Below are 26287 nucleotides of genomic sequence, written 5' to 3' on the forward strand. Positions count from 1 at the left end.
TGCCGCGCTTATCGCTCTTGACGCTGCAGGATTCGCAATTCGTCGACGGGAATGTGGCAATGGATCGCGTGCCCGTCGTCCGCATCGCGGCACGGCGGCGTTTCTGTCTCGCAGATCGCGCCGATCTTGCGCGGGCAGCGCGTATGAAACACGCAGCCCGAAGGCGGATTCGCCGCGCTCGGCAACTCGCCCGACAGCCGGATGCGCTTCGCGTGCGTCCCGTCGATCGACGGCATCGACGACAGCAATGCTTCGGTGTACGGATGCTGCGGTCCGTCGAAGACCGCGGCCGCGCGCCCGATCTCCATGATGCGCCCGAGATACAGCACCGCGATGCGGTCCGACAGATAACGCACGACATGCAGATCGTGCGAGATGAATACGTAGCTCACGCGCCGCTCGCGCTGCAGGTCCGCGAGCAGATTGAGGATCGCGGCCTGCACGGAGACGTCCAGCGCGGACGTCGGCTCGTCGCAGACCACGACGCGCGGATCGCCCGCGAACGCGCGCGCGATCGCGACGCGCTGCTTCAGTCCGCCCGACAATTGCCGCGTGCGTGAGCCGAGATAGCGCGCCGGCAGGCGCACGGCTTCCGTCAGCGTATGCAGGCGCTGTTCCTTTGCCTCGCCGTGCAGCGACGCGAGCTTCGACAGCGAACGCGCGATCAGCCGCCGCACCGAATGCGCGCGGTTCAGCGCGGAATCCGGATTCTGGAAAACGATCTGCAGGGACTTCACCTGCGCGTCGCTGCGCTTGGTCACGCGCTCGGGCAGGAACGCGCCCTCGAGTTCGAGCGACGCGCCTTTATCCGGCGACACGAGTCCGAGCAGGAGCTTCGCGAGCGTCGTCTTGCCGCTGCCCGATTCGCCGACGAGTCCGAGCGTCTCCCCTTGCACGAGATCGAGCGAGACGTCGTGCACGGCGCGCACTTCTTCATCGCCGACACGGAAGGTCTTCGAGAGATTGCGCGCGGACAGCGCGAGCGGCTGATCCTCGCCGTTTGCGACATACGCCGGCGCTTCCTCGGTCGAGCGCGGCAGCATGTGCGCGCGTTCGTGATAGTGGCAGCGCGCCATCTGATCGCCGTGCGCCGACGCGATGCGATAGGGCGGCGGCGCGTCCCTGAGACAGCGCTCGTCGGCGAGCTTGCAGCGCGGCGCGAAGATGCAGCCCTGCGCGATCGATCCCGGCAACGGCAGCGAGCCGGGAATCGTATCGAGCCGCCCGCTTGCCTTGGCGAGCGCCTCACGCGGCAGGCAGCGCAGCAGGCCGACGGTGTATGGATGCCGGGGCTTCGCGAACACGTCGGCGGTCGTGCCTTCCTCGACGAGCTTGCCCGCATACAACACGCCGACGCGATCGCACATGCGCCCGATCACCGCGAGGTTGTGGCTGATGAAGAGCACGGCCGTGCCGAGCTCCGCGCGCAACTGCGCGATGAGATCGAGCACTTCGGCTTCGACGGTGGCATCGAGCCCGGTCGTCGGCTCGTCGAGAATCAGCAGCTCGGGGTTGCACGCGAGCGCCATCGCGATGACCACGCGCTGCTGCATCCCGCCCGACAACTGATGCGGATAACTCTCCATCACGCGCTCGGGCGAGGCGATGCGCACGCGCCTCAGCATCTCGGCGGTGCGCGACAGCGCTTCGTCGGCGGATGCGCCCGTGACTTCGAACGCCTCGGAGACTTGCCGCGCGATCGTGAGCGACGGATTCAGCGCGCGCCCCGGATCCTGATAGACCATCGACACGGCATTGGCGCGCATGCCGCGCAGCGCGTCCGCGTTCAGCGATGCGACGTCGCGCCCCGCGATCGATATGCGGCCCGCCTTCACGCGCCCGTTGCGCGGCAGGTAGCGCAGCACCGCGAGCGCGGCGGTCGACTTGCCGCAGCCCGATTCGCCGACGAGCCCATACGCCTCGCCGCGCTTCACGCGCAATGTCACGTCCTGCAGGACCTCGCGCTCGCGGCCGCGCGAACGATACGCGACGGTGAGGCCGACGATCGTGAGCGCGTCGGCCTGGTCGCCTTTCGCGGCGCCGAAGGTTGGGAAAGCCGATGGCGGCGGTCCGTTCATCGGTCCAGCACTCCTTGCACGGCATCGGCGACGAGATTGACCGCGATCACGAGCGAGGCGATCGCGGCGGCGTCGAAAACGACGGTCCACCACGCGCCGCCCGCCATCAGCGTGTAGCTTTCGGACAGCGCGAGGCCCCAGTCGGCCGAGGGCGGCTGGATGCCGAAACCCAGGAACGAGAGCGTGGCGACGGCGAAGATCGCGTAGCCGAGTCGCACGGTCGCCTCGACGATGATCGGCGGCAGCACATTCGGCAGGATCTCCGCGAACATGATGTAGAGCGCGTTCTCGCCACGCAGTTGCGCCGCGAGCACGTAGTCCAGATGGCGCTCGCTCAGGACCGCTGCGCGCACGGTGCGCGCGGTGATCGGCGCGAACGTCAGGCCGATGACGAGAATCACCGTCGTGTTGCTCGCGCCGACGGCGGCCAGCGCGAGCAGCGCGACGATCACGAGCGGCAGCGCCAGCAGCGCATCGATCACGCGGCCGACGACGGCATCGACCCAGCCGTCGAAATAGCCGACGACGAGCCCGATCGCCGTGCCCGCCGCGGTGCCGAGCAAGGTGGCGAGCGGCGCGATGGTCAGGATGTCGCGCGAGCCGACGATCACGCGCGCGAACACGTCGCGGCCGAGCTGATCCGTGCCGAACCAGTGATCGCCGGAAGGGGCGACGAGCGAGTTGAGCGGGTCGGATGCGTAGGGATCGTGCGGCACGAGCCAATGGCCGAAGAGCGCGCACAGCACCCAGAAGAGCAGGATCAGCACGCCGATATCGAAGGTGGCCGAGCGCATCAGCGCGCCGAGCGCTTCGAAGCGGCGCGGCCTGACTGGCGTTTGCGGCGCGACGGTCGTGCTCATCGGGCGTCTCCGCTCGAATCGGCGTTACGCAGACGCGGGTTGAGCACGATGTAGAGGGCGTCCGCGATCAGATTCGCCGCCGTATAGATCACGCCGATGGTCAGCACGCCCGCTTCGAGCATCGGAAAGTCCTTGCCTCGCGCGGCGGTATAGATCAGCGAGCCGATGCCCTGATAGTGGAACAGCGTCTCCACGACGACGAGGCCGCCGATCATGTAGCCGAGCTGCGTCGCGGCGACGGTCACGGTCGGCAGGAGCGCATTGCGCAGCACGTGGCGAAGAATCACGACGCGCTGCGGCAGGCCTTTGAGAATCGCGGTGCGCGTGTAATCGGCGTCGAGCGCCTCGACGGTGCCCGCGCGCGCCATACGCGCGATATAGCCGAAGAACACGAAGACGAGCGGCAGCACCGGCAGGACCAGATGCGCCAGTTGCGTGAAAACGCCGGCGTCGGCGGGCGCGGTCGCTTCGATCGGCAGCCATTGCAGCCACACGCCGAAGATCAGGATCAGCACGATCGACGAGACGAACTCCGGCACGACCGTCGCCGTCAGTCCGCCGATGCTGATGACTCTGTCGATCCAGCGCCCCGCGTGCAACGCCGCGTAGACGCCGCCCGCGATGCCGAGCGGCACCACGACGACGAACGCGAGCGCGCCGAGCTTCGCCGAGTTCCACAGCGCATTGCCGATGAACGGCGCGACCGGCGCGCGAAACGCATATGACTCGCCCATGTCGCCGCGCAGGAAGTGGCCGATCCAGCTCGAATACTGCGTGAACAGCGGCCGGTCGACGCCCAGTTGATGATTAAGCGCCGCGACGGCGCGCGCATCGGCGAGCGGGCCGAGGATCGCGCGGCCGACATCGCCCGGCAGGAGCTGACCGCCGGCGAAGACGATCATCGACAAAAGCCAGAGCGTGACGAGCGCGAGCAGCAGCCGCACGCCGATGAAGCGCACGATGCGTTTCATTTTGGCGAAGTCGGCTACGTGCGCCGTCGGCGTGATCGTGCTCATTTACGCGGATACCGTCGCGCGGTCGAACCACATCTGCGAGATCGCGTTGAAGCGCACGCCCGAGACGTTGGCGCGCGTGACGATCAGCTGGTCGTAGAAGTAGGGGATCACGACCGGCGTTTCATCGAGCAGCAGGCGCTGGATCTCGCCGGACAACTTCTTCTGCGACGCGACATCGAGCGCCGCGACGAACTGCGCGACGAGCTGGTCGTATTGCGGATTCCTGAAGTGCGCGGCGTTCCAGGTGCCGCCGCTCGTCAACGGCGCGTTGAGGAAGACGTTCGGCACGCCGCGATGCCCGTAATCGGTGATGCCGAGCGGCGAATCCAGCCAGTCCGACTTGCCGAACGAGCCCGAGCCGTAATACAGGTCCTGGCTCTCCACCTTCAGCTGGATGCGAATGCCGATCGCCTTCGCCGCGTTCTGCACGACGACCGCGAGATCGGGAATCTCCATGTACTTCTCGGTCGTGAGCGTGACGTCGAAGCCGTTCGCGACGCCGGCTTCGCTCATCAGTTTCTTCGCTTGAGCGATGTCGATCCTGCGCTGCGGCACCGCGAGATCGCTCGACGGAAAGACCGGCGCGAAGGGGCTGTCGTTGCCGACGGTCGCGCGGCCGCGAAAGAGCCCCCTCACGATGATCTCGCGGTCGATCGCGAGCGCGAGCGCCTGACGCACGCGCTTGTCCTTGAACGGCGACATGTCGCAGCGCATGTGAATCTGGCGATGCGAACTCGACTTCGTGCCGAGCACCTTGAACTGCGGATTCGTCAGAATCGAGACGCCGCCCTGCACGGTGAAGTCGCCCATCACGTCGGCCTGGCGGCCTTGCATCGCGAGGAGTTGCGCCTGCTGGTCGGCGTAGAAGGAGAAGGTCACGCGATCGGGCAGCGATTTCTCGCCCCAGTAGTCGGGATTGCGCACGAAAGACGCACCGACCTTCGGCGTGTATTTCTCGAGCTTCAGCGCGCCTGTGCCCATGAAGGTCTTCTCGTAGGGCCCGGTGAAATTGGCCGGCAGGATCACCGCGTTATACGTATCCGAGGAAACGTAATACGGGAAATTGCCGTTGGGCGCATCGAGATGGAATTCGACGGTGTGATCGTCGATGGCCTTCGCCGAATCCTTCGACAGCACGCCCTTCAACACCGACAGCGCCGCCGAGCCCGCGCCCGGATCGGACAGGCGATTGAACGTGGCGACGACGTCCTTCGCGGTCATCGGCTGGCCGTCGTGGAACTTCACGTTCTGGCGCAGCTTGAAGGTCCATACGTCGCCTTTCGCATTCGACGACCACGACAGCGCGAGCGCGGGCTTGAGCGTCAGATGTTCGCTGTCGTCGTCGATCAGGAATTCGCCCGTCTGATTGATGAGCGCGAGACCGGCGGCGTCGGTCACGGTGAGCGGATCGACGGCGCCCGCGGGCATCAGATGCGCGACGCGGATCGTGCCGCCGGGCTTGCCCGCGCCTTGCGCACGCGCGCCCGGCATGCCGAGGAGGCCGCCCGCCGACAGCGCGATGCCGAGCATGCTCGCATGACGCAGCAGCTCGCGGCGCGTGAGGCGCCCGGCCATGAACTCGTCGATCGCGTGATTGCCCAGTTCGCCCGCATGCGGGCGGGCGAGGTCGAGGAAATGCGCGTCGGTCGAAGGTTTTTTCATCGTGTGCGGATGTTGTCGTTGTCGCGCTCGCCCGGGCTGCGCCGCGCAAGCGATCAGGTTAGCCGCGCCGAAAAGCGCCGCCGCGTCTTCGCGAGGTAGCAAGGCGCGCGCCGAGGCTGCATCGCGCGTCTCTGCGCCCGCTTCAGTGATCGTGTGGATGCTTGTGAATCGGATCGACCCAATAGACTTCCTCGGGCTTTTCCACGGCATCGATGTTGAGATTCACCACCACCGCTTCATTGTCGCTGCGCACGAGCACGCATTCGAGCGGATCGTCGGTGCTGGCGTTGATTTCCTGATGCGGCACGTAGGGCGGCACGAAAATGAAATCGCCGGGACCGGCCTCGGCGGTGAATTCGAGATGCTCGCCCCAGCGCATGCGCGCCTGGCCGCGCACGACATAAATGACGCTCTCGAGCGCGCCATGGTGATGCGCGCCGGTCTTCGCATTCGGATGGATCGTGACCGTGCCGGCCCAGATCTTCTGCGCGCCGACGCGCGCCGCGTTGATGGCAGCCGCGCGGTTCATGCCCGGCGTCTGCGGAGTGTTGGTGTCGAGTTGATCGCCCTTGATGACCTTGACGCCGTGTTCGCGCCAATCGATGTGCTGATGTGCGTCGCTCATGTCGGTACGGTTTATCGTCTGCGGATAAGGAAAAGTCCGTTGCCGCCACCAACAGAGCGAGCAACGGACTTCCGATACTACACGGTTCGATCGCGATTATTTCGCTTTCGCGTTGATGATGGCCTCCGACACGTTCGACGGCGTCTCCGCGTAGTGCTTGAACTCCATCGTATAGGTCGCGCGGCCTTGCGTCAGCGAACGCAGCGACGTCGAGTAGCCGAACATCTCGGCAAGCGGCACTTCCGCGCGCACCAGCTTGCCGCCGCCGCCCGCGATGTCTTCCATGCCCTGCACCATCCCGCGCCGGCCGGAGAGATCGCCCATCACGTTGCCCATGAACTCTTCGGGCGTTTCCACTTCGACGGCCATCATCGGTTCGAGCAGCACGGGCTTGGCGCGGCGCATTGCTTCCTTGAAGGCCATCGAGCCGGCCATGCGGAACGCGTTTTCGTTCGAATCGACGTCGTGGTACGAACCGAAGGTCAGCCGCACCTTCACGTCGACCACCGGATAGCCCGCGAGCACGCCCGCCTTGAGCGTCTCCTGAATGCCCTTGTCCACTGCCGGAATGAACTCGCGCGGAATCACGCCGCCCTTGATCTGGTCGACGAACTCGTAGCCCTTGCCCGGGTCCGGCTCCAGCGCGATCACCGCGTGACCGTACTGGCCGCGCCCGCCCGACTGCTTGACGAACTTGCCCTCGACGTCCTCGACCTTGTTGCGCACCGTCTCGCGATACGCGACCTGCGGCTTGCCGACGGTCGCCTCGACGCCGAATTCGCGCTTCATCCGGTCGACGAGAATTTCGAGGTGCAGCTCGCCCATGCCGGAGATGATCGTCTGGCCGGATTCCTCGTCGCTCGTCACGCGGAACGACGGATCTTCCTGTGCGAGACGATTCAGCGCGATGCCCATCTTCTCCTGATCGACCTTGGTCTTCGGCTCGACGGCCTGCGAGATCACCGGTTCGGGGAAGATCATGCGTTCCAGGATGATGATGTGATTCGGATCGCACAGCGTATCGCCGGTCGTCGCTTCCTTGAGACCGACCGCCGCCGCGATGTCGCCCGCGCGCACTTCCTTGATTTCCTTGCGCTCGTTCGCGTGCATCTGCAGGATGCGGCCGAGGCGCTCCTTCTTTTCCTTCACCGGGTTGTAGACGGTGTCGCCCGAATTCACGACGCCCGAGTAGGTGCGGAAGAAGATCAACTGGCCGACGAACGGGTCCGTCATGATCTTGAACGCAAGCGCGGAGAACGGCTCGTCATCGCTCGGATGGCGTTCCGCTTCCTTGTCGTCTTCCGTGTGGCCGAGAATCGCGGGGACATCGACGGGCGAGGGCAGGTAGTCGATCACCGCGTCGAGCATCGCCTGCACGCCCTTGTTCTTGAACGCGCTGCCGCACAGCATCGGCACGATTTCGTTCGCGATGGTGCGCTTGCGTAGCGCCGCCTTGATTTCTTCCTCGGTCAGGCTCTCGTGGTCGTCGAGATACTTTTCGAGCAGCTCCTCGCTCGACTCGGCGGCCGCCTCGACCATCTTTCCGCGCCATTCGTGCGCGAGTTCCTTGAGGTTGTCGGGAATCTCCTCGTAGGTGAACTTGATGCCCTGGCTATCGTCGTCCCAGACGATCGCCTTCATCTTCACCAGATCGACGACACCCTGAAAATGCTCTTCCGCGCCGATCGGAATCTGGATCGGCACCGCGACCCCTTTGAGGCGCTCGCCGATCTGCCGCTGCACGCGGAAGAAGTCCGCGCCGACGCGGTCCATCTTGTTCACGAACGCGATGCGCGGGACCTTGTACTTGTTCGCCTGACGCCACACGGTTTCCGACTGCGGCTGCACGCCGCCGACCGAGTCGTAGACCATGCACGCGCCGTCGAGCACGCGCATCGAACGCTCGACCTCGATCGTGAAATCGACGTGTCCCGGTGTGTCGATAATGTTGATCCGGTGTTCCGGGTAATTGCCGGCCATGCCTTTCCAGAAGGCCGTCGTCGCTGCGGAGGTAATCGTGATGCCGCGTTCCTGCTCCTGCTCCATCCAGTCCATCGTGGCCGCGCCGTCGTGAACCTCGCCGATCTTGTGCGTCACGCCGGTGTAGAAAAGGATGCGCTCGGTAGTCGTCGTCTTGCCGGCATCGATGTGAGCGCTAATGCCTATGTTCCGATAGCGCTCGATGGGAGTCTTGCGGGGCACGTGAACCTCCTGTGGATGTGTCGACCCTGGTCGCCGTGCGGCGACCTTCGGCGCGACCTGAAGTGGTGAGATGCGTCGCGCTGAATCTTTTTAGGATAGCGCGTCGGCAAGCTCTTTGCAGGAATCCTGCCAGCTCGGCGGAGGGGACTTTCCGGACGCAAAAAAACCGGCGTGTCGTGCGACGACGCCGGTTCCCTGGTCGGGCGGAAAGGGCTTGTTGCGGACTTATTGCGGGCTTACTGCGCGCGCGGCAGGCCCTTGAGCTGCATGCCGGGCTTGATGCCCTTCGCGGCGAACCAGCCTTTGGGCATTTCGAGCGCATACACGCCGTTATTGCGCGGGCAGTGATTGTTCTCGGTCTCGGCCTGCATTTCGTCGATGTCGGTGATCGTGCCGTCCGCGCGAATGAACGCGATCGACAGCGGAATCAGCGTGTTCTTCATCCAGAAGCAATGCACGGCGTTTTCATTGAAAACGAAGAGCATCCCTTCGTTCGGTGCGAGCTTCGTGCGATACATGAGGCCTTGCTCGCGATCGGCATCGTTCGCGGCGACGGCGGCATCGATCACGTACATGCCCGCGGTGAGCTTCGCGCGCGCAAAGTCGGACGGCTGCTTGGCGCCGGGGGGCATTGTCTGTGCCTGCGCGAGCGGGACGGCTGCGAATGGCAGCATCAATGCGATCACGCATGCTCGAATCGTGGCGGCGATGCGCGCGCGCCGGGCCGAAGCCGTCGAACTGAATGGTGACACCAAGGCACGCAACAACAGATTCACGACGATGCTCCTTTCAAGACAAACGTTGTGCCGGAAAGCCGGCGGCCCCGCGCATGTTACTCGATGCGCAGGCACAAAACAAAAGGGCAGACGCCTTGCGGCCATCTGCCCTTCAACGCCGTAAAGACGACGGTAATGCTCGTTTTTGACTTCGCTATACCGCCGTTTTACAACGAACTTACTGAGCTGCCGAAGCGGCTTCCGGCGCCGAAGCGGCTGCCTTCTTGTGCGACTTGTGCGACGACTTGTGCGACTTCTTGTGCGACGACTTGTGAGCCGACGAAGCAGCAGCTGCCGGAGCAGCAGCGGCCGGTGCCGAAGCTTCTTGTGCGAATGCAGCGGTTGCGAACAGGCCAGCGACGAGAGCAGCGATCAGTTTGTTCATCTGTGAATCCTCAGCTTGAGTTAATTAACCAAACGACCCGGTCATTGAGTCATGTCGGTAAACGAGCCACCTACCTTTCGGTTGACAGTCGAGTCGATAAATTAATCTCGATACGACTGTGAACGCTTGAACCTTTCAAACTCCCTGGAGCACACAGGTTGTTGTAATCAGTTTTCGCTCATGCCGGATAGCTTTCTGCGGCATCTGACGCCCTTAACGCGTCGCGCGCGGAGTCGGTTGACGCGATTTACGGAGAAATGCGCAGCAGAACAAAAAATATTCGTTTCGAGATTTGCGCTACTCGATCTTCATGACACTGCGTTTAAGCGCATCGCACTGAACGATGCAAAGGCGCTTATTTGCGAGATAGTTGAATGCGATTCAACGAACGCGTTGCCACGGCGCGTCTGGCGCAACGTCCGCGGTCTCGCCGGGGGCGATGCCCAGCGCGAAGACATCGAGCGCGCCGATCGCCACGCGCACGAGCCGCAAGGTCGGATAACCGGCCGCCGCCGTCATGCGTCTGACCTGCCGGTTCTTGCCTTCGGTGATGGCCAGCTCGATCCACGTCGTCGGGATGGCGGCGCGAAAGCGGATCGGCGGCGTGCGCGGCCAGAGTGCGTCGATGTCGTGTGCATCGACGAATGCGGTGCGGCAGGGACGCGTCACATAGTCGCCGAGATCGACGCCTTTCGCGAGACGCGCGAGCGCGGCTGCGTCGGGTGCGCCTTCGACCTGCGCCCAATAGCGCTTCACGAGCTTGTGACGCGGTTCTGCGATGCGGGCTTGCAGTGCGCCGTCATCGGTGAGCAGGAGCAGCCCTTCGCTGTCCGCGTCGAGTCTGCCCGCGGGATACACGCCCGGCGTCTTGACCCAGTCGCCGAGCGATGCGCGCGTTTCGTGCGCGGAAAACTGGCAGATGGTGCCGAAGGGCTTGTTCAGGGCGATGAGTGACATGCAAGGCGGCGCGCGGGGTGATCGGATGCGGCATCTTAATGCATGCGCCAGGCCCCGTCGGGCGCGCCGGGGCGGGCCAGCATGGTTAGAATGATGTAATGACGAACATTGGGGGCTGTGCGTCGCCCCCGCATGCTGCATCGCATCGTTCTCTTTCCAGTTTGTTTGCTTCCACTCAAGTCCGGCCTTATTTGGAGTCGACCATGCCGTATCAGCACATCAAGGTTCCGGCGGACGGTGACAAGATCACCGTCAACGCGGATTTCTCGCTCAACGTCCCCGATCAGCCGATCATCCCGTACATCGAGGGCGACGGCACGGGCGTCGACATCACGCCGGTGATGATCAAGGTCGTCGATGCGGCGGTGGAAAAGGCCTACGGCGGCAAGCGCAAGATTCAATGGATGGAAATCTTCGCGGGCGAAAAGGCGACGCGCGTCTACGGCCCCGATGTGTGGCTGCCCGACGAGACCCTCGATGTGGTGAAGGACTACATCGTGTCGATCAAAGGGCCGCTCACGACGCCCGTCGGCGGCGGCATCCGTTCACTGAACGTTGCGCTTCGTCAACAGCTCGATCTGTATGTGTGTCTGCGGCCGGTGCGCTATTTCAAGGGCGTGCCCTCGCCGGTGCGCGAGCCGGAGAAGATCGACATGGTGATCTTCCGCGAGAATTCCGAGGACATCTACGCGGGTATCGAATGGCCGGCGGATTCGGCCGAGGCGAAGAAGGTCATCAAGTTCCTGCGCGAGGAAATGGGCGTGACGAAGATCCGTTTCCCGGATTCGTCGGGGCTCGGCATCAAGCCGGTGTCGCGCGAGGGCACGGAGCGGCTCGTGCGCAAGGCGATTCAATACGCGATCGACAACGACCGTCGCTCGGTGACGCTGGTGCACAAGGGCAATATCATGAAGTTCACCGAAGGCGCGTTCCGCGACTACGGTTATGCGCTCGCGCAGAAGGAGTTCAACGCGGAACTGATCGACGGCGGTCCGTGGATGAAGGTGAAGAATCCGAAATCGGGCAATGACATCGTCGTGAAGGACGTGATCGCCGATGCGTTCCTGCAGCAAATCCTGCTGCGTCCGGCCGAATACGACGTGATCGCGACGCTCAACCTGAACGGCGATTACGTCTCGGACGCGCTCGCGGCGCAGGTGGGCGGCATCGGCATCGCGCCGGGCGCGAACATGTCCGATTCCGTCGCAATGTTCGAAGCGACGCACGGCACGGCGCCGAAGTACGCGGGCAAGGACTATGTGAATCCAGGTTCGGAAATTCTCTCGGCTGAAATGATGCTGCGCCACCTCGGCTGGTTCGAGGCCGCGGACCGCATCATTTCGTCGATGGAGCAATCGATTCTTTCGAAGCGCGTCACGTACGACTTCGCGCGCCTGATGGAAGGTGCGACGCAGGTATCGTGTTCAGGCTTCGGACAGGTGATGATCGAGAATATGTGAGGACTCACCTCAGTTCGATGTGTTAAGTAAAACCCCGGAAGGCTTGCGCCTTGCGCGGTTTTTGACTGTGGCGCCAGCGCTTCATATATTTGAGAAGCGCCGAACGAAAAAAAACCCGGCTCGGAGGCCGGGTTTCACGAGGCAAAGTTCGATCGAACGGTCAGGCAGCGTCCTGGATGTTCGAAGCCTGCTTGCCCTTCGGTCCCTGGACGATCTCGAAGCTGACCTTCTGGCCTTCTTTGAGCGTCTTGAAACCGTTCATTTGAATCGCCGAGAAATGTGCAAACAGATCCTCGCCGCCTTCATCGGGCGTGATGAATCCGTAGCCTTTCGCGTCGTTGAACCACTTGACCGTACCAGTAGACATTCGTACTTCCCCTCTAACTCTTGTCGCACCCAGAGCACGCTCGAAAAGCTCGACGGCCACCCCACATTGTGAACCGCCCCCTCCTCACAAGCTCACCTCGGCCTCTTTTTTCGTCCGTGGTTGGCCCCCGGAAAAAAGTGCCAGTTTGATTGTTAAATCTCTTAAATCGGGTGTCAAGGAATTTTTGGGATGGCCGTTAAGCTCGTTGCAAAGAGCACATTCGTAGGGTAATTCCTGCTTTGCGTGTGTGCTGCCGTCCAAGCACGCCATCTTGAAAAGTCGCATAATCGACTCACGTGTGTGTTACCCGGCGGCCCGCGGCGCCTGCTCGGTTTGTTTTTTTTGAAGCTGTGCGATACTCGTTTCGACGAGGGGCAAGCGGGCCGCGCCGAAGCGTTGGGCAGCGGCAGGATTGAATGGACGATAGCTGTGCGAATGCAGTTTTCAGCGTTGCATTCCGACCGGGCGGTCGGTGCTGGAGCGGCAATTGCAAGGACGTCCGTGTTGTTTAGAATGGGTGTATGGCGATCAATCCCAACAAGCAGGATGGCACGGTACTGGAGCGGCAGGAGCAGAAGCTCAAGAAGCCGGCCATGTACAAGGTGGTGCTGCTGAATGACGACTTCACGCCGATGGAATTCGTCGTGATGATCGTGCAGGAATACTTCAATAAAGATCGTGAGACTGCGACGCAGATCATGCTGAAGGTTCATCGCGAAGGCAGGGGAGTTTGTGGGGTCTACACGCGGGATATCGCGTCGACCAAAGTTGAGCAAGTCGTTAGCCATGCACGGCAAGCGGGACACCCGCTGCAGTGCGTGATGGAGGAAGCATGATTGCCCAGGAACTGGAAGTCAGTCTGCACATGGCGTTTATGGAAGCACGTCAGGCGCGGCACGAGTTCATAACGGTCGAGCATCTGCTGCTCGCCCTGTTGGACAATCCGACCGCGGCTGAAGTGTTGCGCGCCTGCGCAGCCAACATTGAAGATTTGCGTCAGAACCTGCGCAATTTCATTCATGACAACACGCCGACCGTGCCGGGGACGGACGACGTCGATACTCAGCCGACGCTTGGTTTCCAGCGCGTGATCCAGCGCGCGATCATGCACGTGCAATCGACCTCGAACGGCAAGAAGGAAGTGACCGGCGCGAACGTGCTGGTGGCGATCTTCGGCGAGAAGGACTCGCACGCGGTGTACTACCTGCAGCAGCAGGGCGTCACGCGTCTCGATGTCGTGAATTTCATTTCGCACGGCATCGCGAAGACGAACAGCGGCGACGCCGCGAAGACGAACAGCGAAGCCAATCCGGAGTCGGAAGACGCCGCTGCGCAAAAGGAAACGCCGCTTGCGCAGTTCACGCAAAACCTCAATCAGCTCGCGAAGGATGGCAAGATCGATCCGCTGATCGGCCGCGAACTGGAAGTCGAGCGCGTGGTGCAGGTGTTGTGCCGCCGTCGCAAGAACAATCCGCTGCTCGTGGGTGAAGCCGGCGTGGGCAAAACTGCGATCGCAGAAGGGCTCGCCTGGCGCATCACGCGCGGCGAAGTGCCGGACATCCTCGCTGACGCGCAGGTGTATTCACTCGACATGGGTGCGCTGCTCGCGGGCACGAAGTATCGCGGCGATTTCGAGCAACGTCTGAAGACGGTGCTCAAGGAACTGAAGGAGCGTCCGCACGCCATTCTGTTCATCGACGAAATTCATACGCTGATCGGCGCGGGCGCGGCTTCGGGCGGCACGCTCGATGCGTCGAACCTGCTGAAGCCGGCGTTGTCGTCGGGTCAGTTGAAGTGCATCGGTGCAACTACGTTTACGGAATATCGCGGCATCTTCGAGAAGGACGCGGCGTTGTCGCGTCGTTTCCAGAAGGTGGATGTCACCGAGCCGACCGTCGAGCAGACCGTGGCAATTCTGCGCGGCCTCAAGACGCGTTTCGAAGAGCATCACGGCGTGAAGTATTCGTCGGGTGCTTTGTCCGCGGCGGCGGAGCTGTCGGCGCGCTTCATCACGGATCGTCATCTGCCGGACAAGGCCATCGACGTGATCGACGAAGCGGGCGCGGCGCAACGCATCCTGCCGAAGTCGAAGCAGAAGAAGACCATCGGCAAGAGCGAGATCGAAGAGATCATCTCGAAGATCGCGCGCGTGCCGGCGCAGAGCGTTTCGCAGGACGATCGCAGCAAGCTCCAGACGCTCGATCGCGATCTGAAGGCCGTCGTGTTCGGCCAGGATCCGGCCATCGATGCGCTGTCGGCATCGATCAAGATGGCGCGCGCGGGACTCGGCAAAACGGACAAGCCGATCGGCGCGTTCCTTTTCTCCGGGCCGACGGGCGTCGGCAAGACCGAGGTCGCGAAGCAGCTGGCGTTCACGCTCGGCATCGAGCTGCTGCGCTTCGACATGTCGGAATATATGGAGCGCCATGCGGTCAGCCGTCTGATCGGTGCGCCGCCGGGCTATGTCGGGTTCGATCAGGGTGGTCTTCTGACCGAAGCCGTCACGAAGAAGCCGCACTGCGTGCTGCTGCTCGACGAAATCGAGAAGGCGCATCCGGATATCTACAACGTGCTGCTGCAGGTGATGGATCACGGCACGCTGACGGATAACAACGGCCGCAAGGCGGACTTCCGCAACGTCATCATCATCATGACGACGAACGCGGGTGCCGAGACGATGGGCAAGTCGGTGATCGGTTTCACGTCGCGCCGCGAATCGGGCGACGAAATGGCCGACATCAAGCGCATGTTCACGCCGGAGTTCCGTAACCGTCTGGACGCGATCATCAGCTTCCGCTCGCTGGACGAGGAAATCATCCTGCGTGTGGTCGACAAGTTCCTCATGCAACTGGAAGATCAATTGCACGAGAAGAAGGTCGATGCGGTCTTTACCGATGCATTGCGCAAGCATCTCGCGAAGCACGGTTTCGATCCGCTGATGGGCGCTCGCCCGATGCAGCGTCTGATTCAGGACACGATCCGTCGTGCACTGGCCGACGAACTGCTGTTCGGCAAGCTGCTCAACGGTGGCCGCGTGACGGTGGATGTCGATGCGGACGACAAGGTACAGCTCACGTTCGACGAAAACTCGGCGCCGCCGCGCAATCCGAATCCGGAAGCAATCGAAGTGGATTGATCGAAGGGGTCTTTGGAAGTAAAAACGGCGCGGGTTCGACCGCGCCGTTTTTTTTGAGCTGGGAAAGCTCAATGCTTGCCCGTGCTCCCGAAACCGCCCGCGCCGCGCTCGCTCTCCTCGAAGTCCTCGACGATATTGAACGCCGCCTGCACGACGGGCACGATCACCATCTGCGCAAGACGCTCCATCGGGTTGAGCGTGAACGCGGTGTCGCCGCGATTCCATGTCGAGACCATCAGTTGGCCTTGATAATCGGAATCGATGAGCCCGACGAGATTGCCGAGCACGATGCCATGCTTGTGGCCGAGGCCCGAGCGCGGCAGGATCATCGCGGCGTAGCCGGGATCGGCGAGATGAATGGCGAGGCCGGTCGGCACGAGCACGGTCTGGTGCGGCTCGATGACGAGCGGCGCATCGAGACACGCGCGCAGATCGAGACCCGCGCTGCCGGGCGTGGCGTAGGCGGGCATGAAGTCGCGCATGCGCGCGTCGAGAATCTTGACGTCGAGTTTCATGGATCGAGGCTTCAGCGGCCGAGCTCGAAGGCGTCGGCCAAAAGTTGATAGGACCGCGTGCGTGCGGCGTAGCTGCCGGAGACCGTCAGAACGATCAATTCGTCGGCGTTGAATTGTTCCTGCAGCGCGCGCAGTTTTTCCGTCACACGTTCCGGCGTGCCGATGATGCTGCGCGCTTTCTCATGCGCGATCACCGCGAGCTCGCGCTCTCCGTAGACCTGCGAGATGCCTTGTGCGATCGATGGAATCGGCTGATTGAGCCCGTACGCCATCTGCACCCGGCGCAGGTCGACCGCGCGCTCGAGCGCTTCGGCTTCGCGATCCGTATCGGCGCAAATCACGAACACGGCGGCGGCGAGATAAGGCTTCTCCTCGTGACCCGGCGTGAAGCGCTCGCGATACGCCTGCGCCACGCGATCGCCATATTGCGCGTTGATGAAATGCGCGAACGCGAACCGAACGCCGAGCTGCGCGGCAAGCAAGCCGCCGAAATCGCTCGAGCCGAGCATCCACAGTTCGGGACGCGTGTCGATCTGCGGTTGCAGCAGGACGCCTTTGGCGAGCGAATCGTCGGGAATCTTGCCGCTGAAGAGCGCGATCAGTTCGGCGACTTGCTGCGGAAAAATATCGCCGCGATTGTACGAACCCGCCGCGACCGCCTGCGCCGTTCGCATGTCGCCGCCGGGTGCGCGACCGACGCCGAGATCCACGCGATTCGGGAACAGCGCTTCGAGCATCAGGAATTGCTCGGCGATCTTGAACGACGAGTAATACGGCAGCATCACGCCGCCCGAACCAATGCGGATGCGCTTCGTGAGACTACCGATGCGCGCGAGCATCACTTCGGGACACGGATTCGACACGCCGTGCAGGCCGTGATGCTCCGCGCACCAGTAGCGCGTGTAGCCGAGATCGTCGGCGAGCTGCGCGAGATCGAGCGTCGCCGCGATGGCGTCGGCGGCGCTGTGGCCGTGGATGACCGGCGTCTGATCGAGAACGGAGAGCTTTGTCATCGTGTCAGGACAGCAGCTGGCCGCCGGTTTTCGGCGCGCGCTTCGCGATTTCCGCGATCAGCGTGCGCGCGAGTGCCTGCTTGCCGGCGCGCGGCAGCGGCGTCGTGCCGCGCTCTTCGAAAAGAACGACTTCGTTGTCGTCCTGACCGAACGTCAGCTGTCCGATATTTCCAATGAGCAGCGGCACGCCCTTGCGCTCGCGCTTCTGGGCGCCGTGGACCTCGAGATCGCCGCTTTCGGCCGCGAAGCCGACGCAGTAGGGCGGATTCGGCTGCTTTGCCACCGTCGCGAGAATGTCCGGATTCTCGACGAAGTTGAACGAGGGCATCGCGTCCGCAGTTTTCTTGATCTTTTGCTCGCTGACATGATCCACGCGCCAGTCCGCGACTGCCGCCACCGCGATGAAGATGTCCGCGTCAGGCGTCGCGGCCATGACGGCGTCGTGCATCTGTTGCGCGGTCTGGACGTCCTCGCGATACACGCCCCACGGCGTCGGCAACGACACCGGACCGGCGACGAGATGCACGTCCGCGCCTGCCTGCGCTGCCGCGCGCGCGAGCGCGAAGCCCATCTTGCCCGACGAACGATTGGTGATGCCGCGCACCGGATCGAGCGGCTCGAAAGTCGGGCCCGCCGTGATGAGCACGCGCTGGCCGCGCAGAATTTTCGGCTGGAAGAACGCGCAGATCGCTTCGAACGCGGCTTCCGGCTCGATCATGCGGCCGTCGCCGACTTCGCCGCACGCCTGCGAACCCGAATCCGGTCCGAGAACTTCGACGCCGTCAGCGCGAAGCTGCGCGACGTTGCGTTGGGTCGCCGGGTTCTGCCACATTTGCCGGTTCATCGCCGGAACCACGAGCAGTGGACAGTCGCGCGCGATGCATAGCGTCGAGAGCAGGTCGTCGCACATGCCGTGCGCGAGTTTTGCGAGAAAGTCGGTGGAGGCGGGCGCGATGACGATGGCATCCGCCTCGCGCGAGAGATCGATATGCGGCATGTTGTTCGGCATGCGCGCATCCCACTGCGACGTGTAGACGGGACGGCCCGAAAGCGCCTGCATCGTGACGGGTGTGATGAACTGCGTGGCCGCTTCCGTCATCACGATCTGCACGGTCGCGCCGGCCTTGATGAGCAAGCGCGTAAGTTCGGCGATCTTGTAACAGGCGATGCCGCCGGTCAGACCTAGAACGAGATGTTTGCCCGCGAGTTCCAATTTGCCTCCATCGCAAAAGAACACGGCTCCGAGGAAGGAGCCGCACGTGAACATCAACGCGAACCGCGCACGCGCCGCAGTTCGTCGAACACCAGCAACACCGCGCCGATGGTAATGGCGCTATCGGCGAGATTGAACGCCGGCCAGTGCCACGCTTTCACGTGAAAATCCAGAAAGTCGATGACGTGCCCGTACGCGATCCGGTCGATCACGTTGCCGATCGCGCCGCCCATGATGAGCGCGAGCGCCGTGCAGAAGAGCCGCTGCCCCGAATGCCTCTTGAGCAGATAGCAAATCACGATTGCCGCGACGACGCCCAGCGCCGTGAACGCCCAGCGCTGCCAGCCGCCCGCCATCGCGAGGAAGCTGAACGCCGCGCCGCGGTTGTAGACGAGCAGCAGGTTGAAGAAAGGCGTGAGCGCGTGAGGTTCGCCGTAGGCGAACACGCGCTGCACGGCGATCTTCGTCAACTGGTCGAACAGGATCACGATGAGCGCGACGCCGAGCCACGGCGCAAGCGATCCACTGCTGGAAGTTTGTTTCGCCATCGTTCGAGCCATTATGCTGCGCCTCGCGTTTCACCGGCGCCGAAGAGATTGGAGAAGCAGCGGCCGCACAGACCCGGATGGTCCGCGTGCGAGCCGACGTCCGCGCAGTAGTGCCAGCACCGCTCGCACTTCATGTAGCTCGATGCCGTGACATCGACGCCTTCTTCCGCTTCGCCCGCGACCTTTTCCAGTCGAGCCGATGACGTGATGAGCACGAAGCGCAGCGCATCGCCGAGGCTTGCAAGTGCGTCGTAACGCGCGCCGCTCGCGCGGACCGTCACTTCGGCTTGCAGCGACGAGCCGATCTGGTTCGCCGTGCGCGCTTCTTCCAGCGCCTTCGTCACGTCGCCGCGCGCATGGCGGATGAGCGTCCACTTGTCGAGCAGTTCGCCGCCGTTCGCGATGTCCGGATACGTCGCGAAGACTTCATTGAAGATCGTGTCCTGACCGGGCTTGAGCACCTTGTACGCTTCTTCCGCCGTGAACGAAAGATACGGCGCGACCAGGCGCAGCAGGCCATGCGCGACGTAATACAACGCCGTCTGCGCACTGCGGCGCTCGCGCGAATCGGCCTTCGTCGTGTAGAGACGGTCCTTCAACACGTCGAGATAGAAGCCGCCGAGGTCTTCCGAGCAGAACGTAGCGATCTTCGCGACGACTGGATGAAACTCGTACTTCTCGTAATGCGAGAGCGCGTCGTCCTGAAGGTTGTGCGTGAGTGCGACCGCATAGCGATCGATTTCGAGCCAGTTTTCCACCGGCACCGCGTCTTTCGCGAAGTCGAAGTCCGACAGGTTTGCGAGCAGGAAGCGCAACGTGTTGCGGATACGGCGATACGTTTCCGTTACGCGCTTCAGGATCTCTTCGGAGATCGCGAGTTCGCCGGAATAGTCCGTCGACGCGATCCACAAGCGGATGATTTCCGCGCCGAGGCGATTGGACACCTCATGCGGATCGATGCCGTTGCCGAGCGACTTCGACATCTTGCGGCCTTCGCCATCGACGGTGAAGCCGTGCGTGAGCAGCGCGTCGTAGGGCGGACGGCCGTCGAGCATCGAAGCCGTGAGCAGCGACGAATGGAACCAGCCGCGATGCTGATCCGAGCCTTCGAGATAGAGGTCGGCCGGGAATTGCAGCGAATCCTTATGCGAACCGCGCAGCACGTGCCAGTGCGTCGTGCCGGAGTCGAACCACACGTCGAGCGTGTCGCGGTTCTTCTCGTACATGTTGGCGTCGTCGCCGATCAGTTCTCGCGGATCGAGCGATTGCCACGTCTCGATGCCGCCTTCCTCGACGCGCTTCGCCACTTCCTCGAGTAGCTCCAGCGTGCGCGGATGCAGCTCGCCTGTCTCCTTGTGCACGAAGAACGCCATCGGCACGCCCCATTGGCGCTGGCGCGAGAGCGTCCAGTCCGGACGGTTCGCGATCATGCTGTACAGACGCTGCTTACCCCACGACGGGTAGAACGCGGTGTTCTCGACGCCTTCGAGCGCGGTCTCGCGCAGCGTCTTGCCGCCGTCCTTGGGCGTGACATCCATGCCCGCGAACCATTGCGATGTAGCGCGATAGATGATCGGCGTCTTGTGACGCCAGCAGTGCATGTAGCTGTGCGTGTACTTCTCGCTCTTGAGCAGCGAGCCCGCGCCTTGGAGCGCTTCGACGATCTGCGGATTCGCTTTCCAGATCGACAGCCCGCCGAAAAGCGGCAGCGATTCGATATAGCGGCCATCGCCCATCACCGGGTTGATGATGTCGGCATCCGCCATGCCGTGCGCCTTGCACGACACGAAGTCTTCGACGCCATACGCCGGCGACGAGTGCACGATGCCCGTACCGCTTTCGGTCGTCACGTAGTCGCCGAGATAGACGGGCGCGGTGCGCTTGTAACCCGGGTGCGCGGCCGCGAGCGGATGATGGAAGCGCAGGTTGGCGAGCTGTTCGCCGGTCGCCGTCGCGATGATTTCGCCCGTCAGGCCGTAGTTCTCCAGGCACGCTTCGACGCGTTCTTGCGCGAGGATCAGCAAGCCGCGCGACGTATCGACGAGCGCGTAGACAATCTCCGGATGCACGTTCAACGCCTGGTTGGCGGGAATGGTCCAGGGCGTCGTCGTCCAGATGACGATGCCGCCTTCCGCTTTCGGCAGCGCGTTCAGGCCGAACGCCTGCGCGGTCTTCTCCGGCTCGGCGAAGGCGAACATGACGTCGATGGTCGGATCGGTCTTGTCCTTGTATTCGACTTCCGCCTCGGCGAGCGCGGAGCCGCAATCGAAGCACCAGTTCACCGGCTTCAGGCCGCGGAACACGAAGCCTTTCTCCATGATCTTGCCGAGCGCGCGGATTTCGCCCGCCTCGTTGGCGAAGTTCATCGTCTTGTACGGATTGTCCCAGTCGCCCAGAACGCCGAGACGCCGGAAGCCGGCCTTCTGCTTCTCGATCTGCTCGCCCGCATAGGCGCGCGCCTTTTGCATCACTTCAGCGGCGGGCAGCGACTTGCCGAACTGCTTTTCGATCTGGATTTCGATCGGCATGCCATGGCAATCCCAGCCCGGCACGTAGACCGCATCGAAGCCGGCGAGATTGCGCGCCTTGACGATCATGTCCTTCAGGATCTTGTTGACCGCGTGCCCAAGGTGGATGTCGCCGTTCGCGTACGGCGGGCCGTCGTGCAGGATGAACTTCTTGCGGCCCTTGGAGGCGGCGCGGATCTTCTCGTAGATCTTGTTGTCCTGCCATTCCTTGACCCACGCGGGTTCGCGCTTGGGCAGGTCGCCGCGCATCGGGAAGGGCGTGTCGAGCAGGTTGACGGGATACTTCGAAGAGGCTTTCTCTTTCTTGTCGCTCATGAATGACTCGGTGAATTCGGTGAGACGGCGCTTGTCTTGGCGCGCGATGATTCGGAGGCGGGGCAGCGGGCGGCGCATGATGCGCCGCGCGCTCACCTAATTCGGTCGGTCGCCGAAATGGCAAAGCCCGTGGCACGGCTGCCGGCGTTGCTTGCGGGCGGAAGGCCGAAGTACGCGCGCGCGTTGTCGACATCCTTCGCGATCGCGGCGGACAGCTTCTCTAGGTCGACGTATTTCTCTTCGTCGCGCAGCTTCTTCAGGAATTCGACCCGCACGAGCTTGCCGTACGCGTCGCCGTGCCAGTCGAGCACGAAGACTTCGAGCAGCACGCGGCCGGAGTCGTCGACGGTCGGACGCAGGCCGAGGCTCGCGACCGCGGGCAGCGGTTCATCGGCGAGGCCGTGCACGCGCACCACGAAAATGCCCGCGAGCGCCGGCCGTTTGTGCGCGATCGGCAGGTTCAGCGTCGGAAAGCCGAGATCGCGGCCGAGCTTCGCGCCGTGCACGACGTGCCCGCTGATGATGTACGGCCGCCCGAGGGCGACCTGCGCGGCGTCGAGATCGCCCGCGACGAGCGACGTGCGCACCGACGACGATGAAATGCGCGCGCCGTTCGGATGCGCGACCGTGGCCATCTGCTCGACTTCGAAGCCGTACTTGTCGCCGGCGGCTTTGAGTGAATCGAAATTGCCCGCGCGTTTGGCGCCGTAGCAGAAGTCGTCGCCGACCATGACCCAGCGCGCATGCAGGCCATCGACGATGACATTCTTCACGAACGTATCAGGCGATTGTCCGGCGAACGTCTTGTTGAAATGCTCGACCACCACGCGGTCGACGCCGTTGGTGCGCAATGCTTCGAGCTTGTCGCGCAGCATCGCGATGCGCGGCGGCGCGCCCGCCGGATTGAAGAACTCGCGCGGATGCGGCTCGAAGGTCATCACGCACACCGGCAGGCCGCGCGCATCGGCGGCCGCCCGCACGTGCGCGAGCAGCGCCTGGTGACCGCGATGGACACCGTCGAAATTGCCGATGGTCAGTGCGCAGGGCGCCCGGCTTTCGGCATTGGGGAGGCCGCGAAAGACTCTCACGATAGGCGATGGTCGATGGGAGGGGCTGATGCTGCAAAGCGTTAGATTATAAACGCTCGCACGGGACGACGGGCGCGAGCGGCCCGGCTCGACGCCTGACCGACCCAGTTTGGCACGATTCTCGCACCGTCCGAATGATAAAATCCGCGGATGAAAAAAATCGTCATTCTGATCTCCGGACGCGGGAGCAACATGGAGGCCGTCGTGCGTGCGTGCGCGCGCGAAGGCTGGCCGGCCCGCATCTGCGCGGTCATTTCCAACCGGCCCGATGCCGCCGGATTAGGCTTTGCGGCCGCGAACGGCATCGAAACAAAGGTGGTGGATCATCGTCGGTTCGACGCTCGCGAATCGTTCGATGCCGCGCTTGCGCATGAGATCGATCGCTTCGAGCCCGATCTCGTCGTGCTGGCGGGCTTCATGCGCGTGCTGACCGACGCCTTCGTCGCGAAATACGCGGGGCGCATGCTCAACATCCATCCATCGCTCCTGCCGAGTTTTCCGGGCTTGCGCACGCATCAGCAGGCGCTCGACGCCGGCGTGCGCGTGCACGGCGCGAGCGTGCATTTCGTGACGCCGACGCTCGATCACGGGCCGATCGTCGCGCAGGCGGCGGTGCCCGTCGTCGCCGGCGACGATGCCGCGGCGCTCGCCGCGCGCGTGCTGAAGGTCGAGCACGACATCTATCCGCGCGCGGTGCGCTGGTTTATCGAAGGGCGTCTTTCTATCGAAGGGGAGCGCCAGGATGGGCGTGTGGTGCTCACGCCGTCTGAGCCGCAATGGCTCTTTGCCGACATTGCCGGGGAGGGCGTATGAGGCTGCATGGATTTCTGATTGGTCAAACCGAAACGCTGCTCGCGGATGTGCTGCGCTTTTCCGGCCCCGCCGATGCCGCGACGAGCCGCTTCTTTCGCGCCCATCCGAAGCTCGGACACGGCGAGCGCGGCGTGATCGCCGAAGCTGTCTTCGCCGTGCTGCGCCGGAAGATGGAGTTTTCTCACCTGGCGGAAAGCGGCAGCGGCAACCAGGCGCGCCGCCTCGCGCTGCTCGGGCTGATGCAAACCGCCGGCCTGAATGCGCTGAAGCCGTTCGTATCGGCGGACGAGTATCAATGGCTCGCGCAAGTCTCGAAGATCGATCCGGCGAGCCTGCCGGTGCGCGTGCGCACGAACCTGCCGCAGTGGATCTACGACGCGATGGCCAAGCGCTTCGCGCCCGAGGAACTCGCGCAGCTTGCCGCCGCGCTGAACTATCCCGCCCCGCTCGATCTGCGCGTGAATCCGATCAAGGCGAGCCGCGAAATCGCGCTGAAGGCGCTGACCGAGGCGGGCATCGACGCGGGCGAAATGCCATTCGCGCCGTTCGGCATCCGCGTGGACGGCAAGCCCGCGCTCACGCGTCTCGCACCGTTCCAGGAAGGCTGGATCGAGGTGCAGGACGAAGGCAGCCAGTTGCTCTGCTCGCTGATGGCCCCGCGCCGTGGCGAGATGATCGTCGACTTTTGCGCGGGCGCGGGCGGCAAGACGCTCGCGCTCGGGGCGATGATGCGTTCGACCGGCCGTCTCTACGCCTTTGACGTGTCCGATCGCCGGCTCGCCAAGCTTAAGCCGCGTCTCGCGCGCAGCGGTCTGTCGAACGTCAATCCGGTGTTGATCGACAGCGAGCATGACGCGAAGATCAAGCGTCTCGCGGGCAAGATCGATCGCGTGCTCGTCGATGCGCCGTGCTCCGGCCTCGGCACCTTGCGTCGCAATCCCGACCTGAAGTGGCGCCAGTCGCCCGCGACCGTCGCCGAGCTCATGCCCAAACAGCTCTCGATCCTGACGAGCGCGGCGCGCCTCGTGAAGACCGGCGGCCGTCTCGTCTACGCGACGTGCTCGATGCTCGAAGCTGAAAACGAAAGCGTCGTGAAGCAGTTCCTCGAAGCGCATCCGAACTTCCGCGTCGTGCCGGCGCGCGACGTGCTGGCGGAACAGCGCATCGATCTGGATACCGGCGAGTATTTGTCGCTCTGGCCGCACAAGCATGGCACGGACGGCTTCTTCGCGGCCGTGCTGGAGCGCGTGCCCGACGCCGCGAAGGCGCCGAAGGCGGCTGAAGAAACTGCCTAAGCAATGCAGAACCACTTCCTGAGCGAACTCTCCGCGCGGCTCTTCCGCGATTTCGGCGAGCCGGAAGTGATCTGGCAGGTGGCGGTTCTGCTCGGTCTGCTCGTAGTCGCCTGGTGGTGCGCGCGTCTGCTTCGCAAGAAGCTGGATGCGCGCCGCCAGTCGCGATTCGAAGCCGTTCGTTTCGGCGCGGAAAGTCTCAACAAGGCGCTGTTCCCGTTGCTTGGCACGGTTTTCGTGTCGATCGCCCAGGTCGTGCTGGCGCCGTTCATCCATACGTCGTTCCTGCGTCTCTCGCTCGTGCCGCTATGCGGCATCACCGTCATCTATACGATGTTCTATGTCGCGCGGCGCGTGTCCAGCCGCGGCCAGACGGAGCACGAGGCGAACGCGCTGCTCTATCTGTTCGAGAAGCTCGTGACGGTGATCGTCTGGATAGCGATGGTGCTCACCGTGATGGGCATACAGGACGATGTCGTGCACTGGATGGCGAGCGTGCGCTTCAATTTCGCGAACGCGCACATGACGCTGCTCTCGCTCGCCTCCGGCGTGCTGTGGGTGTGCGTGACGCTGATCGTCGCGATGTGGGCGGGCGCGCTGCTCGACGATCGCCTGATGCGCGCGCGCTCGCTCGACGCGAATCTCAAAGTGGTGCTCGCGCGCGTCGGCCGGGCGCTGATGATTCTCGCTGCGATTCTGGTGAGCCTGTCCATCGTCGGAATCGACATCACGGTGCTCGGCGTGTTCGGCGGGGCGCTCGGCGTCGGGCTCGGTTTCGGCTTGCAGAAAATCGCGAGCAATTATGTGTCGGGCTTCATCATTCTGCTGGACCGTTCCTTGCGGCTAGGTGACATGATCAATGTGAGCGGAAATCAGGGCACGGTCACGCAGATTCGCACGCGCTACACAGTCGTGCGTGGGCTGGACGGCATCGAAACATTGATTCCGAACGAAAAGCTCATCACCGACGTGGTTCAGAACCATTCGTCGTTCCTTACACGCGGCAACGCGAAGATTGCGGTGCAGGTGAGCTACCGGTGCGATGTCGAGCGCGCGATGCAACTGCTCGTCGAGGCGACGCAGGGCGTGGAGCGCGTGCTGCAAGACCCGGCGCCCGCTGCGCTGCTGTCGAGTTTTGGCGCGGACGGGATTAATCTCGAACTGAGTTTCTGGATCGAGGAGGCCGCGAAGGGCACGGGCGGCGTCAAGTCGCAGGTCAATCGCGCTGTTTGGCGGTTATTCTGCGAGCATGGCATTGAAATCCCTTACGCGCAGCGCGACATAAGAATTCTCGGCGATGCCGGTACGGTGAGCAGCAGATCGGTATTAAATGCCGAACGAGGCGACCAAGGCGCTGCACCTGTCGCCTGAATGCCGATCGGCAGAGTTGCGATCCCTCGATTTGCCCGATGAATCAACACCAATTCGGGGCGTGAGT

Annotated in this window: 22 protein-coding genes; 6 read left to right on the plus strand and 16 right to left on the minus strand. The window is 63.4% G+C overall.

From position 1 onward, the window contains the following. Positions 1-8 precede the first annotated feature (8 nt). The 9 genes from NCS58_RS03655 to NCS58_RS03695 all read right to left on the minus strand — a co-directional run bounded on the left by NCS58_RS03655 (position 9) and on the right by NCS58_RS03695 (position 10561). The gene (locus NCS58_RS03655) at positions 9-2078 is read right to left on the minus strand and encodes an ABC transporter ATP-binding protein (RefSeq protein WP_250537877.1); all 2070 of its coding nucleotides are present in this window, start codon (positions 2076-2078) and stop codon (positions 9-11) included. Beyond that, entirely contained in the window at positions 2075-2938 is an 864-nt protein-coding gene (locus NCS58_RS03660) for an ABC transporter permease (RefSeq protein WP_061117645.1), read from the minus strand. Before NCS58_RS03660 ends, NCS58_RS03655 begins: the two co-directional genes overlap by 4 nt. Then, the gene (locus tag NCS58_RS03665) at positions 2935-3954 is read right to left on the minus strand and encodes an ABC transporter permease (RefSeq protein ID WP_061117644.1); all 1020 of its coding nucleotides are present in this window, start codon (positions 3952-3954) and stop codon (positions 2935-2937) included. The genes NCS58_RS03660 and NCS58_RS03665 overlap by 4 nt, the downstream gene beginning before the upstream one ends. Beyond that, a complete protein-coding gene (locus tag NCS58_RS03670) occupies positions 3955-5616 on the minus strand; it encodes an ABC transporter substrate-binding protein (RefSeq protein WP_250537879.1) in 1662 nt (553 codons plus the stop codon). Positions 5617-5758: 142 nt separating this feature from the next. Continuing rightward, positions 5759-6241, minus strand: a complete 483-nt coding sequence (locus NCS58_RS03675; RefSeq protein WP_035497879.1) for a cupin domain-containing protein — start codon at positions 6239-6241, stop codon at positions 5759-5761. A gap of 96 nt (positions 6242-6337) precedes the next feature. Next, entirely contained in the window at positions 6338-8443 is a 2106-nt protein-coding gene (fusA, locus tag NCS58_RS03680; RefSeq protein ID WP_061117642.1) for an elongation factor G, read from the minus strand. A 236-nt stretch (positions 8444-8679) separates the two neighbouring features. After that, on the minus strand, positions 8680-9117 hold the full coding sequence (locus NCS58_RS03685; RefSeq protein WP_250537983.1) for a DUF192 domain-containing protein: 438 nt from the start codon (positions 9115-9117) through the stop codon (positions 8680-8682). Positions 9118-9397: 280 nt separating this feature from the next. Beyond that, positions 9398-9604 (minus strand): hypothetical protein, encoded by a 207-nt coding sequence (locus NCS58_RS03690; protein WP_061117641.1) that lies wholly within the window; start codon positions 9602-9604, stop codon positions 9398-9400. A gap of 381 nt (positions 9605-9985) precedes the next feature. Next, entirely contained in the window at positions 9986-10561 is a 576-nt protein-coding gene (locus NCS58_RS03695; RefSeq protein ID WP_250537881.1) for a pseudouridine synthase, read from the minus strand. Between the two features lie 203 nt (positions 10562-10764). Between NCS58_RS03695 and icd the strand changes: the two genes are divergently transcribed. Next, entirely contained in the window at positions 10765-12021 is a 1257-nt protein-coding gene (gene icd / locus NCS58_RS03700) for an NADP-dependent isocitrate dehydrogenase (RefSeq protein WP_250476376.1), read from the plus strand. Between the two features lie 160 nt (positions 12022-12181). On the opposite strand, the gene cspD is transcribed toward icd, so the two are convergent. Then, positions 12182-12388: a cold shock domain-containing protein CspD gene (gene cspD / locus NCS58_RS03705; RefSeq protein ID WP_008351201.1), complete on the minus strand. Its 207-nt coding sequence runs from the start codon at positions 12386-12388 to the stop codon at positions 12182-12184. Between the two features lie 521 nt (positions 12389-12909). On the opposite strand from cspD, the gene clpS reads away from it, so the two are divergent. Both clpS and clpA read left to right on the plus strand, forming a co-directional pair. Then, positions 12910-13224 carry an ATP-dependent Clp protease adapter ClpS gene (clpS, locus tag NCS58_RS03710; protein WP_008351199.1) on the plus strand — a complete coding sequence of 105 codons (315 nt, stop codon included), beginning with the start codon at positions 12910-12912 and terminating at the stop codon, positions 13222-13224. Beyond that, a complete protein-coding gene (gene clpA / locus NCS58_RS03715) occupies positions 13221-15524 on the plus strand; it encodes an ATP-dependent Clp protease ATP-binding subunit ClpA (protein WP_061117638.1) in 2304 nt (767 codons plus the stop codon). Before clpS ends, clpA begins: the two co-directional genes overlap by 4 nt. Before the next feature lie 68 nt (positions 15525-15592). Here clpA and dut read toward each other — a convergent pair whose 3' ends face one another. The 6 genes from dut to NCS58_RS03745 all read right to left on the minus strand — a co-directional run bounded on the left by dut (position 15593) and on the right by NCS58_RS03745 (position 22744). Next, complete coding sequence (dut, locus tag NCS58_RS03720; RefSeq protein ID WP_061118753.1) at positions 15593-16039, minus strand: dUTP diphosphatase; 447 nt, start codon at positions 16037-16039, stop codon at positions 15593-15595. A gap of 11 nt (positions 16040-16050) precedes the next feature. Beyond that, positions 16051-17052 (minus strand): LLM class flavin-dependent oxidoreductase, encoded by a 1002-nt coding sequence (locus NCS58_RS03725; RefSeq protein ID WP_250537882.1) that lies wholly within the window; start codon positions 17050-17052, stop codon positions 16051-16053. Positions 17053-17056: 4 nt separating this feature from the next. Next, positions 17057-18319: a bifunctional phosphopantothenoylcysteine decarboxylase/phosphopantothenate--cysteine ligase CoaBC gene (coaBC, locus tag NCS58_RS03730; protein ID WP_250537884.1), complete on the minus strand. Its 1263-nt coding sequence runs from the start codon at positions 18317-18319 to the stop codon at positions 17057-17059. Next, a complete protein-coding gene (gene lspA, locus NCS58_RS03735) occupies positions 18319-18825 on the minus strand; it encodes a signal peptidase II (RefSeq protein WP_061118756.1) in 507 nt (168 codons plus the stop codon). Before lspA ends, coaBC begins: the two co-directional genes overlap by 1 nt. Next, on the minus strand, positions 18825-21656 hold the full coding sequence (gene ileS, locus NCS58_RS03740; protein WP_061118900.1) for an isoleucine--tRNA ligase: 2832 nt from the start codon (positions 21654-21656) through the stop codon (positions 18825-18827). The genes lspA and ileS overlap by 1 nt, the downstream gene beginning before the upstream one ends. Positions 21657-21748: 92 nt before the next feature. Continuing rightward, positions 21749-22744 carry a bifunctional riboflavin kinase/FAD synthetase gene (locus tag NCS58_RS03745; protein ID WP_250537886.1) on the minus strand — a complete coding sequence of 332 codons (996 nt, stop codon included), beginning with the start codon at positions 22742-22744 and terminating at the stop codon, positions 21749-21751. 150 nt (positions 22745-22894) lie between these two features. On the opposite strand from NCS58_RS03745, the gene purN reads away from it, so the two are divergent. Genes purN through NCS58_RS03760 form a run of 3 tightly spaced genes read left to right on the plus strand, consistent with a single transcriptional unit; the run spans position 22895 to position 26220 of the window. Continuing rightward, positions 22895-23557, plus strand: a complete 663-nt coding sequence (gene purN, locus NCS58_RS03750) for a phosphoribosylglycinamide formyltransferase (protein ID WP_061118758.1) — start codon at positions 22895-22897, stop codon at positions 23555-23557. Beyond that, on the plus strand, positions 23554-24852 hold the full coding sequence (locus NCS58_RS03755; protein WP_250476381.1) for an RsmB/NOP family class I SAM-dependent RNA methyltransferase: 1299 nt from the start codon (positions 23554-23556) through the stop codon (positions 24850-24852). Before purN ends, NCS58_RS03755 begins: the two co-directional genes overlap by 4 nt. Before the next feature lie 3 nt (positions 24853-24855). Next, on the plus strand, positions 24856-26220 hold the full coding sequence (locus NCS58_RS03760) for a mechanosensitive ion channel family protein (RefSeq protein WP_250537888.1): 1365 nt from the start codon (positions 24856-24858) through the stop codon (positions 26218-26220). Positions 26221-26287 lie beyond the last annotated feature (67 nt).

Origin of the sequence: Caballeronia sp. INML3B, assembly GCF_023631305.1 — a bacterium.
Lineage (GTDB): Bacteria > Pseudomonadota > Gammaproteobacteria > Burkholderiales > Burkholderiaceae > Caballeronia > Caballeronia turbans.

Coding starts and splice junctions, on each gene's coding strand:
- NCS58_RS03685 (WP_250537983.1), bottom strand. CDS start 9,117: ATGCTGCCATTCGCAGCCGTCCCGCTCGCGCAGGCACAGACAATGCCC.
- NCS58_RS03755 (WP_250476381.1), top strand. CDS start 23,554: ATGAGGCTGCATGGATTTCTGATTGGTCAAACCGAAACGCTGCTCGCG.
- NCS58_RS03655 (WP_250537877.1), bottom strand. CDS start 2,078: ATGAACGGACCGCCGCCATCGGCTTTCCCAACCTTCGGCGCCGCGAAA.
- lspA (WP_061118756.1), bottom strand. CDS start 18,825: ATGGCTCGAACGATGGCGAAACAAACTTCCAGCAGTGGATCGCTTGCG.
- purN (WP_061118758.1), top strand. CDS start 22,895: ATGAAAAAAATCGTCATTCTGATCTCCGGACGCGGGAGCAACATGGAG.
- NCS58_RS03695 (WP_250537881.1), bottom strand. CDS start 10,561: ATGTCACTCATCGCCCTGAACAAGCCCTTCGGCACCATCTGCCAGTTT.
- NCS58_RS03690 (WP_061117641.1), bottom strand. CDS start 9,604: ATGAACAAACTGATCGCTGCTCTCGTCGCTGGCCTGTTCGCAACCGCT.
- clpA (WP_061117638.1), top strand. CDS start 13,221: ATGATTGCCCAGGAACTGGAAGTCAGTCTGCACATGGCGTTTATGGAA.
- NCS58_RS03660 (WP_061117645.1), bottom strand. CDS start 2,938: ATGAGCACGACCGTCGCGCCGCAAACGCCAGTCAGGCCGCGCCGCTTC.
- NCS58_RS03760 (WP_250537888.1), top strand. CDS start 24,856: ATGCAGAACCACTTCCTGAGCGAACTCTCCGCGCGGCTCTTCCGCGAT.
- icd (WP_250476376.1), top strand. CDS start 10,765: ATGCCGTATCAGCACATCAAGGTTCCGGCGGACGGTGACAAGATCACC.
- coaBC (WP_250537884.1), bottom strand. CDS start 18,319: ATGTTCACGTGCGGCTCCTTCCTCGGAGCCGTGTTCTTTTGCGATGGA.
- NCS58_RS03675 (WP_035497879.1), bottom strand. CDS start 6,241: ATGAGCGACGCACATCAGCACATCGATTGGCGCGAACACGGCGTCAAG.
- dut (WP_061118753.1), bottom strand. CDS start 16,039: ATGAAACTCGACGTCAAGATTCTCGACGCGCGCATGCGCGACTTCATG.
- clpS (WP_008351199.1), top strand. CDS start 12,910: ATGGCGATCAATCCCAACAAGCAGGATGGCACGGTACTGGAGCGGCAG.
- ileS (WP_061118900.1), bottom strand. CDS start 21,656: ATGAGCGACAAGAAAGAGAAAGCCTCTTCGAAGTATCCCGTCAACCTG.
- cspD (WP_008351201.1), bottom strand. CDS start 12,388: ATGTCTACTGGTACGGTCAAGTGGTTCAACGACGCGAAAGGCTACGGA.
- NCS58_RS03665 (WP_061117644.1), bottom strand. CDS start 3,954: ATGAGCACGATCACGCCGACGGCGCACGTAGCCGACTTCGCCAAAATG.
- NCS58_RS03670 (WP_250537879.1), bottom strand. CDS start 5,616: ATGAAAAAACCTTCGACCGACGCGCATTTCCTCGACCTCGCCCGCCCG.
- NCS58_RS03725 (WP_250537882.1), bottom strand. CDS start 17,052: ATGACAAAGCTCTCCGTTCTCGATCAGACGCCGGTCATCCACGGCCAC.